General features: G+C 64.7%; 13 protein-coding genes and 1 pseudogene. 2 read left to right on the plus strand and 12 right to left on the minus strand.

What is annotated here, in order from left to right; genetic code table 11:
- Positions 1–148 precede the first annotated feature (148 nt).
- Positions 149–961, plus strand: a pseudogene (locus tag ACTHNE_RS06275) (IS5 family transposase); the annotation flags it as partial.
- A gap of 117 nt (positions 962–1,078) precedes the next feature.
- Here ACTHNE_RS06275 and ubiA read toward each other — a convergent pair.
- Positions 1,079–1,981 carry a 4-hydroxybenzoate octaprenyltransferase gene (ubiA, locus tag ACTHNE_RS06280; RefSeq protein ID WP_324944598.1) on the minus strand — a complete coding sequence of 301 codons (903 nt, stop codon included), beginning with the start codon at positions 1,979–1,981 and terminating at the stop codon, positions 1,079–1,081.
- Between the two features lie 237 nt (positions 1,982–2,218).
- Between ubiA and ACTHNE_RS06285 the strand changes: the two genes are divergently transcribed.
- The gene (locus ACTHNE_RS06285; protein WP_324944585.1) at positions 2,219–2,602 is read left to right on the plus strand and encodes a VOC family protein; all 384 of its coding nucleotides are present in this window, start codon (positions 2,219–2,221) and stop codon (positions 2,600–2,602) included.
- Here ACTHNE_RS06285 and ilvA read toward each other — a convergent pair.
- The 11 genes from ilvA to ACTHNE_RS06340 all read right to left on the minus strand — a co-directional run bounded on the left by ilvA (position 2,591) and on the right by ACTHNE_RS06340 (position 15,149).
- The gene (ilvA, locus tag ACTHNE_RS06290) at positions 2,591–4,150 is read right to left on the minus strand and encodes a threonine ammonia-lyase, biosynthetic (protein ID WP_324944587.1); all 1,560 of its coding nucleotides are present in this window, start codon (positions 4,148–4,150) and stop codon (positions 2,591–2,593) included. The two genes, ACTHNE_RS06285 and ilvA, sit on opposite strands and share 12 nt — an antisense overlap.
- A complete protein-coding gene (gene ilvN, locus ACTHNE_RS06295) occupies positions 4,147–4,386 on the minus strand; it encodes an acetolactate synthase small subunit (protein ID WP_324944589.1) in 240 nt (79 codons plus the stop codon). Before ilvN ends, ilvA begins: the two co-directional genes overlap by 4 nt.
- A 39-nt stretch (positions 4,387–4,425) precedes the next feature.
- On the minus strand, positions 4,426–6,294 hold the full coding sequence (gene ilvB, locus ACTHNE_RS06300; protein WP_324944591.1) for a biosynthetic-type acetolactate synthase large subunit: 1,869 nt from the start codon (positions 6,292–6,294) through the stop codon (positions 4,426–4,428).
- Between the two features lie 67 nt (positions 6,295–6,361).
- Positions 6,362–6,676 carry a hypothetical protein gene (locus tag ACTHNE_RS06305; RefSeq protein ID WP_440268786.1) on the minus strand — a complete coding sequence of 105 codons (315 nt, stop codon included), beginning with the start codon at positions 6,674–6,676 and terminating at the stop codon, positions 6,362–6,364.
- Positions 6,677–6,749: 73 nt separating this feature from the next.
- The gene (ilvC, locus tag ACTHNE_RS06310) at positions 6,750–7,766 is read right to left on the minus strand and encodes a ketol-acid reductoisomerase (RefSeq protein WP_440268787.1); all 1,017 of its coding nucleotides are present in this window, start codon (positions 7,764–7,766) and stop codon (positions 6,750–6,752) included.
- On the minus strand, positions 7,763–9,463 hold the full coding sequence (ilvD, locus tag ACTHNE_RS06315; RefSeq protein WP_324937438.1) for a dihydroxy-acid dehydratase: 1,701 nt from the start codon (positions 9,461–9,463) through the stop codon (positions 7,763–7,765). The genes ilvC and ilvD overlap by 4 nt, the downstream gene beginning before the upstream one ends.
- A gap of 11 nt (positions 9,464–9,474) precedes the next feature.
- Positions 9,475–10,566 (minus strand): 3-isopropylmalate dehydrogenase, encoded by a 1,092-nt coding sequence (gene leuB, locus ACTHNE_RS06320; RefSeq protein ID WP_324937441.1) that lies wholly within the window; start codon positions 10,564–10,566, stop codon positions 9,475–9,477.
- A complete protein-coding gene (leuD, locus tag ACTHNE_RS06325; protein ID WP_324937443.1) occupies positions 10,563–11,147 on the minus strand; it encodes a 3-isopropylmalate dehydratase small subunit in 585 nt (194 codons plus the stop codon). Before leuD ends, leuB begins: the two co-directional genes overlap by 4 nt.
- Positions 11,144–12,556, minus strand: a complete 1,413-nt coding sequence (gene leuC, locus ACTHNE_RS06330) for a 3-isopropylmalate dehydratase large subunit (RefSeq protein WP_440268788.1) — start codon at positions 12,554–12,556, stop codon at positions 11,144–11,146. The genes leuD and leuC overlap by 4 nt, the downstream gene beginning before the upstream one ends.
- Complete coding sequence (locus tag ACTHNE_RS06335) at positions 12,553–13,491, minus strand: branched-chain amino acid transaminase (RefSeq protein WP_324939329.1); 939 nt, start codon at positions 13,489–13,491, stop codon at positions 12,553–12,555. Before ACTHNE_RS06335 ends, leuC begins: the two co-directional genes overlap by 4 nt.
- Positions 13,488–15,149: a 2-isopropylmalate synthase gene (locus ACTHNE_RS06340; RefSeq protein WP_324939332.1), complete on the minus strand. Its 1,662-nt coding sequence runs from the start codon at positions 15,147–15,149 to the stop codon at positions 13,488–13,490. The genes ACTHNE_RS06335 and ACTHNE_RS06340 overlap by 4 nt, the downstream gene beginning before the upstream one ends.
- Between the last annotated feature and the right edge of the window lie 242 nt (positions 15,150–15,391).

A 15,391-nucleotide genomic window follows, 5' to 3' on the forward strand; every position in this document is an offset into this window, starting at 1 on the left:
TATAACCATCGACGTTTGCTTTCGTCGATCGGTTACCGCACACCGGCGCAAGCCGAAGCCGATTACTATCAACCACAGAGCGTGCTGCCCGAAGCGGCGTGACTCAAATCAAACAGCCTCCGGCAAACCCGGGGCGGTTCAGCCGATGGGTCTGTCGACCATGTTACGCATTCACTTCATGCAGCAGTGGTACGCCTTGAGCGATCCGGCGATGGAAGACGCGCTGTATGAGATCGAATCCATGCGCCGCTTCGCCGGCTTGGAATTGAACGAGGATGCGATCCCGGATGAGACGACCATCCTGAAGTTCCGGCGGTTGCTGGAACAGCACCAGTTGGCGCAGAGGATTCTGGATACGGTGAACGCCCATTTGGGGCAGAAGCAACTGCTATTGCGGCAGGGCACGATCGTGGACGCCACAATTATTCACGCACCGAGTTCGACAAAAAACCAGGAGAGGACGCGTGATCCTGAAATGCATCAAACCAAGAAAGGCAACCAGTATTACTTCGGCATGAAGGCGCATATTGGCGTCGATCTTGGCTCTAGCTTGGTGCACACCGTCACGGGCACGGCGGCCAACGTGGCAGATGTCGTGGAGGTCGCGAACTTGCTGCATGGCAAGGAGACGTCCGTGCACGCTGACGCCGGCTATACCGGCGCAGCCAAGCGTATGCCAAGCAGGCGCTTGGCATGGCACATTGCCCGGAAGCGCGGTGCGATCAAGGCGATGAAACCTAGCCGATATAAGCGTGCGCTGCAGAAGCTTGAAAAGCTCAAGTCACAGATTCGTGCGCACGTGGAGCATCCCTTTCGGGTGATCAAACGCCAGTTTGGTTACGTGAAGGTGCGCTACAAAGGGTTGGCGAAGAACACAGCGCAGATCAAGACACTGTTTGCGCTGTCGAACCTGTGGATGGTCAGGCGCCAGCTGATGGCCATGACGCCTGCGCGTGCATGAAGAAAGGCGGCCTCTTCGGGGGCTTACGTTAATACCAGTGGATTAGATTTAACGGATTCGGAGTGACGACGGATGTTTGGTCGTCCATTTCGATTTGTTCAGAGGTTCCCTAAAGGCTCATAAATTGGTTCGGATTGCCAACGTTAGTGCGATTCCCACCCAAAGGATCAATCCCACCCAGTTGTTGTGGCGGAATGCGGCGAGGCAGGCATCGCGTTCGCGATGGCGGATCAACCATTGTTGCCAGCCGAACAATGCGGCGGTCGCTGCGACCGCCAACCAATACGGCCAACCCAGGTGCGCACGATTGCCGATCATCACCAGCGCGATCAGCATCGTGCCCATCAGTACGCCGATGATCGGCAGGTCCGCATCGCCGAACAGGATCGCGGTGGAACGTGCGCCGGCCGCGAGGTCGTCCTCGCGGTCGACCATTGCGTATTCGGTATCGTAGATCACCGACCATAAAATGTTCGCGATAAACAGCAGCCAGCCCACCGGCGGTACGGTGTTCTGCACGGCGGCGAAGGCCATCGGGATGGCCCAGCCGAAGGCGGCGCCCAGTACCACCTGCGGATAGTCGGTGTAGCGCTTGGTGAAGGGGTAGAGCGCGGCCAGCGCGGCGCCGATGAAAGAGAGCTTGATAGTCAGCGCATTGGTCATCAGCACCAGCAGGAACGAGAACACCAGCAGCGCGGCGAACACGATCAGCGCCTCGCGCGGGGTCACCCGGCCGGCGGCGATCGGCCGTCCAGCGGTGCGGGCCACCTGCGGGTCGAGGTGGCGGTCGGCGTAATCGTTGATGGCGCAGCCGGCGGCGCGCATCGCGAACACGCCCAGGGTGAAGATGATCAAGGGCTTCCACGGGGGGAAATCCCCCGCCGCCAGCCATAGCGCCCACCAGGTCGGCCACAGCAGCAGCAAAGCGCCGATCGGGCGGTCCATGCGCGTAAGGACCAGAATGTCGTGTGCCTTCTGGCGATGGCGCTCGGGCAGCTTCTGCAACAGGGCATCCAGCACACGCGCCGCGCGGGTTGAGCTATCGGCGGGGCGCGGCGGGGGCGATACCCGGCCGGTGACGGCGGCGCGGGCGCGATGGGGAGCGGGTGCGGGAGAGGTGCGCCGCGGGCGCTTGCGGGAGGTCGGTGCCATGAACCTTAGTGTAGCGTGCCCGGTTTACCGGTTACGCCAGAGCGCCGGACCAGTAGTACATTTGCGCTGGCTCGGTCGAGGGCTGGATCGTCGGGGTGGACGAACATGGGCACTTTCATTGGACATATTTCCCTTATCGTGCGCGATCCTGCGCGCACCGCGGAGCTGTTTGCCGACGTGCTCGGCGCGCAGGTGATCACCGACCGGCCGGACGACGAAGGGCACCTGCAGACCTTCGCCAAATTCGGCGGCGTGTGGTTCGTGCTGCGGCAGGGCGAAGGCCCGCCTTCGCGCAACGGCGACCATATCGCCTTCGAAGTGAGCCGGCACGAATTGAAGTCCTATGCGGACAAGCTCGCCACGTTTGATGTCGAACATTTCATGGCACGCGAAGACACGCTCTATTTCACCGACTACGACAACCACGTGTTCGAACTGGATGCCGGCAGCTCCATCGATGAATCCCTGCGCGGCCGTCTATTCGCGTAGCAGCAACCGGTAGGCCGGGTTGTCGCTTTCGTCCACGTGCGGATAGCCCAGTGCGGCAAGGAAATCCTTGAGCAGCGCCAGTTCGCTCGGCGGCACCTGGATGCCGACCAGGATGCGGCCGTAATCGGCGCCGTGATTGCGATAGTGGAACAGGCTGATGTTCCAGTCCGGATGCATGCGATCCAGAAAACGCGCCAATGCGCCGGGGCGTTCGGGAAAGTCGAACCGATAAAGACGCTCGTCGCGCGCCAGCGGCGAGCGACCGCCGATCATGTGACGCAGATGCAGCTTGGCCAGTTCGTCGTCGGTGAGGTCGAGTACGCCGAAATCGTTCGCGCGGAACGCCGTCACCAAGGCCTCGCGTTCGCTGCGCAGCGCGGTCTGCACGCCGACGAAAATATGTGCGGCTTGCGCATCGCCGATACGGTAATTGAATTCGGTGATCGCGTGCTGGCCCAGCGCGCTGCAGAAACGGCGGAAACTGCCGCGCTGTTCCGGGATGGTCACCGCGAACACGGCTTCGCGCTGTTCGCCGACTTCCGCGCGTTCGGCCACGAAACGCAGGCGATCGAAATTCATGTTGGCGCCGGACACCACCGCCACCACCGCGCCATCGAGCGGGCCGTGCCCGGCCACGTACTGCTTGAGCCCCGCCAGCGCGAGCGCGCCGGAAGGCTCGGGAATGCAGCGCGTATCCTGGTAGATGTCGCGGATCGCCGCGCAGATGGCGTCGGTATCCACGCGCAGGACGTCATCGAGGTATTGCTGGCATAGCGAAAACGTTTGCGTGCCAACCTGCTTCACGGCGGTGCCGTCGGCAAACAGGCCTACTTCATCCAGCACCACGCGTTCGCCGACTTCGAGCGCGCGCGCCATCGAATCGGCATCGCTGGCCTGCACGCCGATCACACGCACGTCGGGGCGGCGTGCCTTGATCACGGCGGCCACACCGGCGGCCAAGCCGCCGCCGCCGATCGGCACGAACACGGCGTGCAGCGGTTCCTGATATTGCGCCAGCAGTTCCAGCCCGATGGTGGCTTGTCCCGCGATCACGTCCAGATCGTCGAACGGATGCACGAAGGTGGCGCCGCGCGCTTCGCGCAGGCGCTGCGCTTCGGCTTGCGCATCGCTGTAGGAATCGCCGTGCAGCACCACTTCGGTATAGGCGCCGCCGAAGCGCCGCACCGCATCCACTTTCACCTGCGGCGCCGTCACCGGCATCACGATGGTGGCGTGGATCTTCAGGCGTGATGCGGCCAGCGCCACGCCTTGTGCATGATTGCCGGCGGAGGCGGCGACCACGCCGCGCGCGCGTTCAGCCGCATCGAGCTGCGCCATGCGGTTGTAGGCGCCGCGCAGCTTGAACGAAAACACCGGCTGCTGATCCTCGCGCTTGAGCAGCACCGTTGCGGCCAGTCGTTCGGACAGCAGCGCTGCGCGCTCCAGCGCCGTACGTTGTGCCACGTCGTACACGTGCGCCGTTTCGGCGCGCTGCACGACCGATGCGGCGGCGGTCGCCGGATCGTTATCCGCCAGTCTCGCGTTCATGCGTGTGTCGCGTGCTGAACCTGCAGTACGTCGACCAGCTTGCGCGTTTGCTGCAGGATCTGGGTGAGCACGTCGTTGTCACCGCGCACGGTCAGCAGCAGGTGCGATACGGCAGGGTCGGCCGTCGGGGCCACGGTCAGGGTGTCGATGTTGTGTCCGCGTGCGGCAAACAGGCCTGCGACGCGCACCAGCGCGCCGGCTTCGTTCTGCAGAAGGATGGAAAGCGTGTGTTGCATGGCCTGTTCCTGTGGTGTGTCGATCAATCGTGTTGATGCTTAGAAACTATCGGAAGCGGCAGCTTCGCCAGTGTGCGCGACCGCGCGCGCCGGAATGAAATCGCCGGTGATCATTTGCGAATAGTTGGCGCCCGGGCCGACCATCGGATACACGCCGGCATCCGGGTCGATCATCACTTCGAGGAACGCCGGCCCCTCGAACGCCAGGAATTCGGCGACGGTGGCGGCCAGGTCCTCGCGGCGTTCCAGGCGGCGCGCCCAGGCAAAGCCGTCGGCTTCGGCGGCGCGCACGAAATCCTTGCGGTGCAGGCTCTTGTCGGAAGAAGCGAAGCGGCCCTTGAAGAACAGCTTCTGCCACTGCCGCACCATGCCGTCGCCGACGTTGTTGAGCACCACGACCTTCACCGGCAGGCCATAGGTGGTGACGGTTTCCAGCTCGCCCAGGTTCATGCGGATGCTGGCATCGCCGTCGATGTCGATCACCAGGCTGTCGCGCCGCGCGAACTGTGCGCCGACCGCGGCGGGCAGGCCGAAGCCCATCGTGCCCATCGAGCCGGAGGTGAGCCAATGCCGCGGCGCGCGGAAATCCAGGTACTGCGCCGACCACATCTGATGCTGGCCCACGCCGGTGGTGATGATGGCGCGGCCCTGCGTGTGGCGGTTGATCTCTTCCAGGACCGCGTAGGGCTGGATCAAGGCGCTGTCGCGGTCGTAATTCATCGCGTGCTTGCGTTTCAGTGCGGCAAGATGCGCGTGCCAATCCGCCAGCACGGGCTGGTGGCCGTGCGCCTTGCCGTGCTGCGTGAGGCGTTGCAGCGCGCGATCCAAGGGGCCCACGTGATGCCAATCGGCCGGTTTCACCTTGTTGATCTCGGCCGGATCGATATCGATGTGCGCAATGAATTTCGCCTTCGGCGCAAACTGCGATGGCACGCTGGCGACGCGGTCGTCGAAACGCGCACCGAGCGCGAACAGGAAATCGCAATCTTCCACCGCATAGTTCGCATATGCCGTGCCGTGCATGCCCAGCATGTGCAGCGCCAGCGGATGGGTGGTGTCGAAGCCGCCGATACCCATCAGCGTGGTAGTCACCGGCAGGCCGAACGTCTCGACGAAATCGCGCAGCACGTCACTCGAGCCGCTGGCGACGATACCGCCGCCGGCGTAGATCAACGGGCGTTTCGCCTGTAGCAGGGCGCTAAAAAAAGCCTCGCAGTCGGCGTCGCTCAAGGTGGCCTGTTCCACCGCGCGCAGGCGCGCACGATAGCCGGGCAGCGGAAGCTCCTTCTGGCCATCGAAGATGACGCTGGCGTTCTGGATGTCTTTGGGCACGTCCACCACCACCGGACCGGGACGACCGCTGCGCGCGATGGTGAATGCGGTGCGCAGCGTGGCTTCCAGTTTCTCCGCCTCGGTGACCAGGAACACGTGCTTGGCGCAGGAACTCATGATGTTGCTGATCGGCGCTTCCTGGAACGCATCGCTGCCGATCGCCTGCGTGGCGACCTGGCCGCAGATCACCACCAGCGGAATCGAATCGGCAGTGGAGTCGCGCACTGGCGTCACCATGTTGGTGGCGCCGGGGCCGGAGGTAACGATGGCGACGCCGACCTTGCCCGACGCACGCGCATAGCCGGAAGCCATGAAGCCCGCGCCTTGTTCATTGGCGGGCACGATCAGCGGCATCGGTTCGCTGCCGTCAGGTTTGAGATGTTCCGCGTTGTGACGGAACACCGCGTCGTAGACGGGCAGGATCGCGCCGCCGGAATAGCCAAAGAGTACCTCCACGCCTTCATCCGCCAGCACTTGTACGACGACATCCGCCCCGCTCATGGCAGTGCCTGCCAGCGGATGATGCGCGACGGCCAGTTTGGCATCGGCAGCGGGTGTGGGTTTCAGCAGTGGCATGTTCACGTCGATCCTTGGTGTATTTGAAGCATGTGTTGCGGGTGGATGATTAAAGGGGCGCCTTCCGTCAAACGCGGACGGGTACGCCGTACATCTCAACGATGCGCTCGTCCTGCGCTTGCGCGGAAAAGAGTTCCCACTCGATACCGTTCACATCCGATGTGCTGCTGAAGCCTTCCGCGCTGTCTTCCTCGAAGCCGATGTGCCGCAACTGGCCGGCGCGCTCGGCGTTCTGGTTGATCGAGAAATTCAAGAGGTCCGTGCGCCACATCGCGTACTTGTCCTCGACCACGACATTCGGACGCTGGCCGAGGCGTGCGCTGTAATCGGCGATGGAGTCGCGAAGATCGCCAACGGCAAGCGCGATGTGGAAACGTTTCATGGATGCGTCCTCAAGAGAGCCATGCGGCGCTCACTCGCCGGAGGGAGGGGGAAAGAGTGAGCGCCGCATGGGGTTAACCAACCTTCTTCAGTGCAGGTTGATCGGCTTTTGCGCCGCTCTGCAGCCACGCCATGCGCGCACGCAGCTTGGCGCCGACCTGCTCGATCGGGTGATCGAGATCGGCCTGCTTCCACTTCTTGTAGTTCGGCAGGCCGGCCTGGTATTCGGCCACCCAGTTGCGCGTGAAGGTGCCGTCCTGGATGTCCTTGAGCACGCCCTTCATGCGTTCCTTCGTGGCGGCGTCGATCACGCGCGGGCCGCTGACGTAGTCGCCGTACTGCGCGGTTTCGGAGACGAATTCCAGCATCTTGGTGATGCCGCCTTCGTAGAACAGGTCCACGATCAACTTCAGTTCGTGCAGCACTTCGTAATAGGCGATCTCGGGCTGGTAACCGGCTTCCACCAGCACCTCGAAGCCCTTCATCACCAGTTCGCTGGCGCCGCCGCACAGTACGGCCTGCTCGCCGAAGAGATCCGTTTCGGTTTCTTCCTTGAAGTCGGTCTTGATCAGCATGGCGCGCGCGCCACCCAGGCCGGCGGCATAGGCGGTGGCCTTTTCTTCAGCGTGGCCGCTCACGTCCTGGTACACGGCGTAGATGCACGGCACGCCACGGCCGCGTTCGTATTCGGTGCGCACCAGTGCGCCCGGGCCCTTCGGTGCGACCAGCACTACGTCGATATCGCTGCGCGGTTCGATCATCTTGAAGTGCACGTTCAGGCCATGCGCGAACAGCAGCGCGGCGCCGGGCTTGATGTTCGGTTCGATCGACTGCTTGTACAGCGTGGCCTGCACCATGTCCGGCGTCAGCACGGCGACCAGGTCGGCGCCGCGCACGGCTTCGCCCGGCTCGACCACGTGGAAGCCGTCGGCCACGGCCTTCTGCCAAGTGGGGCCGTTCGGGCGCAGGCCGACGACGACGTCCAGGCCCGAGTCCTTCAGGTTGAGCGCGTGGGCGCGCCCCTGGCTGCCGTAGCCAAGAACGGCGATGCGCGCCTTGGCGAGCGTTTCGGTGGTGGCGGTGGTGCTCATGCGGTGACTCCTGCGTCGGTACGTGTGACGGTTTGTTTGGTGGGTTGGGTAGAGGGATGCGTGGTGGCGCCTTCGGAGGCCGAACCCACCAGTTGTGCGTATTTGGCCAGCGCGCCGCGCGTGACTTTCGGCGCGGGCGGCTGCCAGCTGGCGCGGCGTGTGGCGAGATCGGCATCGGTGGAAATCGTGCGCGACTGCGCGTCGATCACGATGCGATCGCCTTCGTGCAGCAGCGCGATCGGGCCGCCGCGTGCGGCTTCCGGCGCAATGTGTCCGACCATGAAGCCGTGCGTGGCGCCGGAGAAGCGCCCGTCGGTGATCAGCGCGACGTCATCGCCCATGCCGCGGCCGATCAGGGCTGCGGTGACGCCCAGCATTTCGCGCATGCCGGGGCCGCCGGCGGGGCCTTCGTTGCGGATCACGACCACGTCGCCCTTGGCGAGCTTGCCGGCCTGCACCGCGGCGAAGGCTTGTTCCTCGCTTTCGAACACGCGTGCGCGGCCTTCGAAATGCGTGGCGCCTTTGCCGGCCAGTTTCAGGATGCAGCCTTCCGGCGCCAGATTGCCGTACAGGATCGAATAACCGCCGCGTGGTTTCAGCGGCTGGCTCACCGGATGCACCACGTCCTGCTGTTCGGCGCGCGGTGCGGCGGCGGCTTCCTCGAACAGGCTGCGGCCGGTCACGGTGGGGGTGTCTTCCTGCATGCCGGCGGCGATCAGTTCCTGCGCGACGCGCGCGCTGCCGCCCGCGCCGAACAATTCGACCGCGGTGTAGCGGCCGCCCGGCAGCAGGTCGGCGATCACCGGCGTGTGCACGGAGGCCGGTTCGAAATCCTCGATCGTCCACGGCACGCCGGCTTCGCGTGCAATCGCCAGCAGATGCAGCACCGCGTTGGTGGAACCGGCGGTGGCGGCGACCATGCGTGCAGCGTTGCTGAAAGCGGTGCGGCTCAGGATATCCAGCGGCTTGCGTTGCGCGCGCAGGCAATCCATCACCAGCTCGCCACAGCGGTACGCGGCATGCGCCTTGGCCGGATGCGTGGCGGGAATGTCATTGAAACCCATCGGCGACAGGCCCAGCGTCTGCAGCACCATCGCCATGGTGTTGGCGGTGAACTGGCCGCCGCAGGCGCCGGCGCCGGGGCAGGCGTCTTTTTCGACGGCAGCCAATTCGGCATCGTCGATCTTGCCGGCGCCGTGCGCGCCGACCGCCTCGAACACCTGCTGGATGGTGATCGGATGATTATTGTGATTGCCATGCGCGATGCTGCCGCCGTATAGCGCGACCGCAGGAATGTTCAAGCGCGCCATCGCCATCGCGGCGGCGGGAATGGTCTTGTCGCAGCCGCACAGCACCACCATCGCGTCGAGGCAGTGGCCATCCACCGCCAGTTCGATCGAATCGGTGATCACCTCGCGGCTGATCAGCGAAGCGCGCATGCCGGGCGTGCCCATCGCGATACCGTCGGTGACGGCGATGGTGTTGAACTCGATCGGCGTGCCGCCGGCGGCGCGGATACCAGCCGAAACGTGCTCGGCCAGGTCGCGCAGGTTGAGGTTGCACGGGCTTACGTTGGACCAGGTATGCACCACCGCCACCAGCGGTTTGGTGATGTCACCATCCTTGAGGCCGGTGGCGCGCAGCATGGCGCGCGCGGGGGCGCGGTCGGGGCCGGTTTTGATCAGATCGCTACGCATCGTCGCTCCGTTCAACCGCAGGCACGCAGGCCGCACAGAAAGGCGGGCGTGGCGACGTCGTCGAGGGCGGTGATCACCGCATCGCGGATCTCGGCCGTACCGGCCTTGCCGCCGATGTCGCGGGTATGCGGGCCATTGGTCAGCACGTGGTTCACCGCCGCTTCGATGGTGGTGGCTTCGATCTCCAGTCCCAGCGAATGACGCAGCAACATCGCCGCGGAAAGAATTGCGCCGACCGGATTGGCCACGCCTTGTCCCGCGATATCCGGCGCCGAGCCGTGGATCGGCTCGTACAGGCCGACCTTGCCTTCGCCCAGCGAGGCCGAAGGCAGCAGGCCCAGCGAACCGGCCAGTGCGGCCGCCTCGTCGGTGAGAATGTCGCCGAACAGGTTTTCGGTAACGACCACGTCGTAGCGCGAGGGCTGCGTCAGCAGCAGCATCGCCATCGAATCGACGAGCTGGTGCTCCAGCTTCACGTCCGGATATTCAGCAGCGATGCGCGTGACCGTGCTGCGCCACAGGCGCGAGGTTTCCAGTACGTTCGCCTTGTCCACCGAGGTGACGTGCTGGCGGCGTTCGCGCGCCAGTTCGAAGGCGCGGCGCGTGACGCGTTCGACTTCGGCCACGGTGTACTTGCATTCGTCGGTGGCGGTATCGGTAGTGCGCGTCTTGGCGCCGAAGTACGCGCCGCCGGTCAGTTCGCGCACGAACAGTACGTCGACGTGCTTCAGCTTTTCGTTCTTCAGCGGCGACAGCGAAGCCAGCGCCGGATGCACCTGCAGCGGACGCAGGTTGGCGTATACGCCCAATGCAGCGCGGATCGCTAATAAACCTTGCTCGGGGCGAACCTTCGCCTGCGGATCGGACCACTTCGGTCCGCCCACCGCGCCCAGGAACACCGCATCAGCTTTCTTGCAGGCTTCCAGCGTGGCGGCCGGCAGCGGTTCGCCGGTGGCGTCGATGGCGCAGCCGCCGATCAGCTGTGTTTCAAATTCGAAGGTGTGGCCACTGCGTTCGGCAACGGCCTGCAAGACGGCAACAGCCGCGTCGAGAACTTCGGGACCTACGCCGTCGCCGGGCAGGGTAACGATGCGCGCTTTCATGCCGCCTTCTCCTGGATCTGTTCGTAATGGGTGATTGCGTCGTTGTGCTGCAGCAGGAAGCCGAGCTGGTCCACGCCGTTGAGCAGGCAGTGGCGCGCGAACGCTTCCAGCTTGAAGCGGATCAGGCCACCGTCCGGCAACTGGATGGTCTGCTCGCGCACGTCGATCGCCAGTTCCACGCCGGGGTTCTGCAGCAGCCAGCGGTGCTCGGCTTCGTCCAGCACGATGGCCAGCAGGCCGTTCTTCAGCGCGTTGCCGCGGAAGATGTCGGCGATCTCGCTGCACAGCACGGCCTGGATGCCGTAATCGAGCAGCGCCCACGGCGCGTGTTCGCGCGAGGAGCCACAGCCGAAATTGCGGCCGGCGACCAGGATGGAGCAACCCTTCGCTTCCGGCTTGTTGAGCGGAAAATCCGGGTTGTCGCTGCCGTCCTGACGATAACGCCAATCGTTGAAGCAGAATTTGCCCAGGCCAGCGCGTTCGGTGGTGGTGAGGAAGCGCGCAGGGATGATGCGATCGGTGTCGATGTTTTCGTCGGGCAGAACTGCGGTGCGCGAATGAATACGCGTTACAGGTTTCATGCGGCCACCTCCGTCAGGTATTCGCGTGGATCGGCGATGGTGCCGGCAATGGCCGATGCGGCGGCGGTGGCCGGGCTGGCCAGCACCGTGCGCGCGCCCTTGCCCTGGCGGCCTTCGAAATTGCGGTTGGAGGTGCTCACCACCAGCTGGCCCGGTTGCGCCAGGTCGCCGTTCATGGCGATGCACATCGAGCAGCCCGGGATGCGCCATTCGGCACCGGCGGCCAGAAACACCTCGTGCAAGCCTTCTTTTTCAGCATCGCGGCGCACCGCTTCGGAACCGGGTACGACCAGCGCACGCACGCCGTTGGCGACGTGGCGGCCACGCATCACGTTGGCCGCTTCGCGCAAGTCGGACAGACGCGAGTTGGTACAGCTGCCGATGAACACGACGTCCACCGCCATGCCTTGCATCGGCTGGTTGGCCTTCGCCTGCATGTAGTCCAGCGCGCGTTGTTCGACCGCATTGCGTGCGGCAGGCACGGGCTTGTCCATCGCGATCGCCATGCCCGGATGCGTGCCGTAGGTGACAGTGGGGCGGATCTGGCTGGCGTCGATGCGTACTTCGCGGTCGTACTTGGCACCTTCGTCGCTGCGCAGTCCGCGCCAGCGTTGCACGGCGGCCTCCCATGCGGCGCCCTGAGGTGCGCGCGGGCGGCCTTTCAGCCAGGCGAAGGTGGTTTCATCTGGTGCGATCAAGCCGGCGCGTGCGCCCGCTTCGATCGACATGTTGCATACCGTCATGCGCTCTTCCATCGACAGCGCTTCGATCGCTTCGCCGCGGTACTCCAGCACGTAGCCGGTGCCGCCGTCGACGCCGATCTCGCCGATGATGTGCAGGATCAGATCCTTCGCGCCGACGCCGCGCGGCAGCTTGCCGTCGACGTGGATGGCGAAGGTTTTCGGCTTGCGTTGCAGCAGGCATTGCGTGGCCATCACGTGACCCACTTCAGTGGTGCCGATGCCGAACGCCAGCGCGCCGAATGCACCGTGGGTGGAGGTGTGGCTGTCGCCGCACACGATCGTCATCCCCGGCTGCGTGGCGCCCAGCTCGGGACCGATCACGTGCACGATGCCGCGATCGCTGCTTTCCCAGCCGTACAACTGCACGCCGAATTCGCGGCAATTTGCTTCCAACTGCGCGACCTGCGCCTTCGCTTCGGCGTTCGCGTAGGGACGCTCGCCATTCGCCGCTGCCGGCAGCGTAGGCGTGGAATGATCCAGTGTGGCCAGCGTGCGATCGGGGCGGCGCAGCTTCAGCCCGCGTGAGCGCAGCTCGCTGAATGCCTGCGGCGAGGTGACTTCGTGCACCAGGTGCAGGTCGATATACAGCACCGCCGGCGTATCGACCGATTCGGGCGCCACGACGTGAGCATCCCAGATTTTTTCAAATAGCGTGCGCGCGCTCATGCGACTTCCTTTGCTGCAATGGTTTCGACGTGGGTCAACCAACCGTATCGGTCTTGCGTGCGGCCATCGAACAGGCCAAAGAACGCATCGCGCAGCGCGCGCGTGATCGGGCCGGGTGTGCCGTTGCCGACTTTCTTGCGGTCGACCGAGCGCACCGGCGTGATTTCCGCCGCGGTGCCGGTCATGAACACTTCGTCGGCGCTGTACAGCGCTTCGCGCGGCAGGTCGCGTTCTTCGACCACGTAGCCCAGATCGTTGGCCAGCGTGATCACCGTGTCGCGCGTGATGCCGGCCAGGATGCCGGCGCTGGACGGCGGCGTGAGCAGCTTGCCGCGCTTGATCAGGAACAGGTTCTCGCCCGCGCCTTCGCTCAGCAGGCCGTTGTAGCCCAGCGCGATGCCTTCATCGAAACCGCCGCGACGCGCTTCCAGGCCGATCAGCTGGCTGCTCAGGTAATTGCCGCCGGCCTTCGCCCAGCTGGGGAAGGTGTTGGGCGCCGCGCGGTTCCACGAGGACACGCATACGTCCGCGCCACGCTCGGCCGCTTCGCCCAGGTACGCACCCCATTCCATGGCCATGATCGCGACGTCGACGGGCGCGCCGTCCCTGGGGAGAACGCCGAGCCCGCCGGCGCCGCGAAAGACAATCGGTCGGACATAGGCAGAGGCCATCCGATTGGCGCGGATCAGTTCCAGGCACGCTTCGTTGATTTGGTCTTCCGTGTAGCCGACCTCGATCTCGTACACGCGCGCCGATTCGAACAGGCGGCGCGTGTGATCGGCCAGGCGGAAATAGGCCGGCCCTTCCGGCGTGGCGTACACGCGCTCGCCTTCGAATACGGACGATCCGTAATGCAGCGCGTGCGTGCTGACGTGGCAGGTGGCTTCGGCCCAAGGCTTGATGCGGCCGTTGTGCCAGAGGAAGGGCGTAGTCATGCGGAGATCTCCTGTGGCGACCGTCCGTGCTCGCGAAGGTCGAACGGCGATCCTTCCCGATCACCGTCTTCAAGTTGCGGATGCAGGCGCTTGGACGAGCCCTGCCGTTCGATGCGGTTGACGATGGCCAGCGCGGCGCGTGCGGTCGCTTCGATGATGTCGGTGCTCACGCCGCTGCCGTTCCAGTCGCGCTCGGCGTGCTGCGCGGTCAGTTGCGCCTGGCCTTGCGCATCGCCGCCTTCGCTGATTGCGCGCACCTGGAAGCGCGTCAGCACCATGTCGGTGCCGGTGGCGCGTTCGATCGCGCGCAGCACGGCGTCGACCGGGCCATCGCCGATCGCCGCTTCGCCGACTTCGCGGCCATCGTCATGGGTCAGCTTCACCGAGGCGGAGGCGCTGCTGTTCAGATGCGAAGCGGTGTTGAGCTGGGTCAGATGCCACGGACCGGTCGCGTCCGGATCCTGGCCCAGGGCCAGTGCTTCCAGGTCTTCGTCGCGGATCTCGCGCTTGCGGTCGGCCAGTGCCTTGAAGCGCTTGAATACGCTATCCAGTTCCGCTTCTTCCAGCGTGTGTCCCAGTGCCTGCAGGCGCTGGCGCAGCGCATGGCGGCCCGAATGCTTGCCCAGCACCAGCGTGGTTTCGGCGATACCTACATCTTCCGGACGCATGATTTCGTAGGTGTTGCGATGCTTGAGCATGCCGTGCTGATGGATGCCCGACTCATGCGCGAACGCGTTGTCGCCCACCACGGCCTTGTTGCGCTGTACCGCCTGGCCGGTGACCTGGCTCAGCAGGCGCGAGGTGGGGTAGAGCTTGTGCGTGTCGATGTGGGTGGTGAGGCCGAAGCGCGGTGCGCGGACCTTCAGCGCCATCACGATTTCTTCCAGCGCGGCATTGCCAGCGCGCTCGCCGATGCCGTTGATGGTGCATTCCACCTGGCGTGCGCCGGCGCTCACGGCGGCCAGGCTGTTGGCCACGGCCATGCCCAGATCATCGTGGCAATGGGAGGAGAACACCGCCTTGTGCGCATCGCGCACGTGCTGGCGCAGGTAGGCGAACAGCTCGTAGATCTCGGCGGGCGTGGTATAGCCCACGGTATCCGGAACGTTGACGGTGGTGGCGCCGGCGGCGATGGCGGCGCTGAAGACTTCGACCAGGAATTCGGGCTCGGTGCGCAGTGCGTCTTCGGCGGAGAATTCGACGTCAGCGCAGTATTTGCGTGCGTGCAGGATGGAGGCGACGGCGGTGTCCAGTACCTGCTGCTTGCTCATGCCGAGCTTGTGCTCGCGATGCAACGGACTGGTGGAGAGAAACAGGTGAATGCGGGATCGATGCGCGCGTTCCAGTGCGCGTGCTGCGGTGTCGATGTCGCCGGTTTGACATCGCGCCAGCGCGGCGACGGTGGTGTGGCGCAGGCTTCGCGCGATCTCGTCGACGGCGGCGAAATCATCCGGCGACGCCTGCGGAAAACCCGCCTCCAGGATGTCCACGCCCAGCGTTTCCAGGGCTTGTGCCATGCACAATTTCGCGCGCCGGTCCATGGAAAAACCGGGGGCCTGTTCACCGTCACGCAGCGTGGTGTCGAAAATGCGTACGCAATCTTCGGCGCTTTCGCCGCCCTCGGCGGTGTCGTTCGGTTGTGCTGTCTGGGGGGTCATGCCTGGCTCCGTTTTGGGCTGGCTAAGAGGCGATAAAAAACCCCGCATCCTTGTCGGGTGCGGGGTTCTTTGGGGTATCTAGGTTAGTTCTGCTTTACCTTGACACGCGCCCTCAGCCCGCACCTCCGTTGGTAATGAGGAGTACGAGTACAAGGGAAATAAGAAGGAGGCCGGCGAACGGCAGCATCTCGACCGTCGGTGGACGGATCGCAGCGATGAATTCGCGATGGCTGTTGCGTTGC

This window comes from Dyella sp., from assembly GCF_051954575.1.
GTDB lineage: Bacteria > Pseudomonadota > Gammaproteobacteria > Xanthomonadales > Rhodanobacteraceae > Dyella_B.

Excerpts from the sequence above, each read along its gene's own strand:
- ilvC (WP_440268787.1), bottom strand. The coding sequence starts at position 7,766 with ATGAGCACCACCGCCACCACCGAAACGCTCGCCAAGGCGCGCATCGCC.
- leuC (WP_440268788.1), bottom strand. The coding sequence starts at position 12,556 with ATGAGCGCGCGCACGCTATTTGAAAAAATCTGGGATGCTCACGTCGTG.
- ACTHNE_RS06340 (WP_324939332.1), bottom strand. The coding sequence starts at position 15,149 with ATGACCCCCCAGACAGCACAACCGAACGACACCGCCGAGGGCGGCGAA.
- leuD (WP_324937443.1), bottom strand. The coding sequence starts at position 11,147 with ATGAAACCTGTAACGCGTATTCATTCGCGCACCGCAGTTCTGCCCGAC.
- ilvN (WP_324944589.1), bottom strand. The coding sequence starts at position 4,386 with ATGCAACACACGCTTTCCATCCTTCTGCAGAACGAAGCCGGCGCGCTG.
- ilvD (WP_324937438.1), bottom strand. The coding sequence starts at position 9,463 with ATGCGTAGCGATCTGATCAAAACCGGCCCCGACCGCGCCCCCGCGCGC.
- ACTHNE_RS06305 (WP_440268786.1), bottom strand. The coding sequence starts at position 6,676 with ATGAAACGTTTCCACATCGCGCTTGCCGTTGGCGATCTTCGCGACTCC.
- ACTHNE_RS06285 (WP_324944585.1), top strand. The coding sequence starts at position 2,219 with ATGGGCACTTTCATTGGACATATTTCCCTTATCGTGCGCGATCCTGCG.
- ilvB (WP_324944591.1), bottom strand. The coding sequence starts at position 6,294 with ATGCCACTGCTGAAACCCACACCCGCTGCCGATGCCAAACTGGCCGTC.
- ACTHNE_RS06335 (WP_324939329.1), bottom strand. The coding sequence starts at position 13,491 with ATGACTACGCCCTTCCTCTGGCACAACGGCCGCATCAAGCCTTGGGCC.
- leuB (WP_324937441.1), bottom strand. The coding sequence starts at position 10,566 with ATGAAAGCGCGCATCGTTACCCTGCCCGGCGACGGCGTAGGTCCCGAA.
- ilvA (WP_324944587.1), bottom strand. The coding sequence starts at position 4,150 with ATGAACGCGAGACTGGCGGATAACGATCCGGCGACCGCCGCCGCATCG.